Raw genomic sequence first — 1,543 nt, 5'->3', positions numbered from 1 at the left:
TCGTCCTCGCCGCCGCGGCGGCGCTCCGCTCCGGCGCGGAGCCGGAGCCGCTGACCCCGCTCTACCTGCGCAGGCCGGATGCGGCGCGCCCCGGACCGCGGAAGCGGGTGACCGCGTCGTGAGGATCGAACGGATGCGACCCCGGCACATCCGCCAGTGTGTCGAGATCGAGAAGGTGCTCTTCCCCGGGGACGACCCGTGGAGCGCCCGGGCCTTCTACGCCGAGCTCGACCTGGGCGGCCACTACCTCGTCGCACTCGCCGAGCCCGGAGACCCCGGTACCTCCGCCGGTACCGCGACGGCCGGTCCGCCCGGCCCCGACGAGGTGCTCGGCTACGCCGGGCTCGCCGTGCTGGGGCCGCGGCACGACCCGGAGACGGGTGTCCACACCATCGGCGTGCGCCCGGACCAGCAGGGCCGGGGGCTGGGCACCGCGCTCCTGCGGGCGCTGCTGGCCCGGGCCGACGAGCTCGCGGCCCCGGTGTTCCTCGAGGTGCGCACCGACAACGACAGCGCGATCCGGCTCTACGAGCGCCACGGGTTCGACCGCGTCGGCGTGCGCCGGGGCTACTACCAGCCTTCCGGCGCCGACGCCTACACGATGCAGCGGCAGGCCCGCCGCAGGCAGGAGGTGGCAGGCTGATGTCCAGGATCGTCATGGGCGTGGAGACCTCGTGCGACGAGACCGGCGTCGGCCTGGTCCGGCTGCACGACGACGGCTCGGTGGAGCTGCTCGCCGACGAAGTGGCCTCCAGCGTCGACGAGCACGCCCGGTTCGGCGGGGTGGTGCCGGAGGTCGCCAGTCGGGCCCACCTGGAGGCCATGGTGCCCACCGTGCGCCGTGCGTTCGCCTCGGCCGGGTTGCGCGAGGGCGAGGTGGACGCCGTCGCCGTGACGGCGGGCCCCGGCCTGGCGGGCGCGCTGCTGGTGGGGGTCTCCGCGGCGAAGGCCTACGCCGCGGCGTGGGACGTGCCGCTGTACGGGGTGAACCACCTCGCCGGGCACATCGCCGTCGACACGCTGCAGCACGGGCCGCTGCCGAGTCCGGCGCTGGCGCTGCTGGTCTCCGGCGGGCACACGCAGCTGCTGCGGGTGGACGACATCGCCGGCAAGATCACCGAGATCGGCTCCACCGTGGACGACGCGGCCGGGGAGGCCTACGACAAGGTCGCCAGGGTGCTGGACCTGCCGTACCCGGGTGGGCCGCCGATCGACCGGGCCGCCCGGGAGGGCGATCCGGGGGCGATCGCGTTCCCACGCGGCATGACCGGCCCCCGCGACGCGCCGTTCGACTTTTCGTTCTCCGGGTTGAAGACGGCGGTGGCGCGGTGGGTGGAGTCAGCGCAGGCACGCGGCGAACCCGTCCCGGTGGCCGACGTGGCGGCGTCGTTCCAGGAGGCCGTGGCCGACGTGCTCACCGCCAAGGCGGTCCGGGCGGCCACCGAGTCCGGCATCGGCACGGTGCTGATCTCCGGCGGGGTCGCGGCCAACTCGCGGTTGGCGGGCCTGGCCGCCGAACGGTGTGCCGCGGCGGGCCTCGAGC

The 1,543-nt window shown here is 75.4% G+C and carries 2 protein-coding genes and 1 pseudogene; all 3 read left to right on the top strand.

Features of this window, described 5'->3' with window-relative positions:
• Positions 1–122 (top strand): annotated as a pseudogene (locus tag SACPADRAFT_RS30980) (tRNA (adenosine(37)-N6)-threonylcarbamoyltransferase complex dimerization subunit type 1 TsaB); the annotation flags it as partial.
• Positions 119–643, top strand: a complete 525-nt coding sequence (gene rimI / locus SACPADRAFT_RS0223260; protein WP_028662709.1) for a ribosomal protein S18-alanine N-acetyltransferase — start codon at positions 119–121, stop codon at positions 641–643. The pseudogene SACPADRAFT_RS30980 and the gene rimI, both read left to right, overlap by 4 nt.
• A partial coding sequence (gene tsaD / locus SACPADRAFT_RS29515) for a tRNA (adenosine(37)-N6)-threonylcarbamoyltransferase complex transferase subunit TsaD (protein ID WP_007027571.1) occupies positions 643–1,543 on the top strand: 901 nt, incomplete at its 3' end. The genes rimI and tsaD, both read left to right, overlap by 1 nt.

It is taken from the genome of Saccharomonospora iraqiensis subsp. paurometabolica YIM 90007 (assembly GCF_000231035.2).
Taxonomy (GTDB): domain Bacteria; phylum Actinomycetota; class Actinomycetes; order Mycobacteriales; family Pseudonocardiaceae; genus Saccharomonospora; species Saccharomonospora paurometabolica.
Note: the sequence above shows the minus strand (reverse complement) of the source record. Positions and strands in the feature narration are given on the sequence as shown.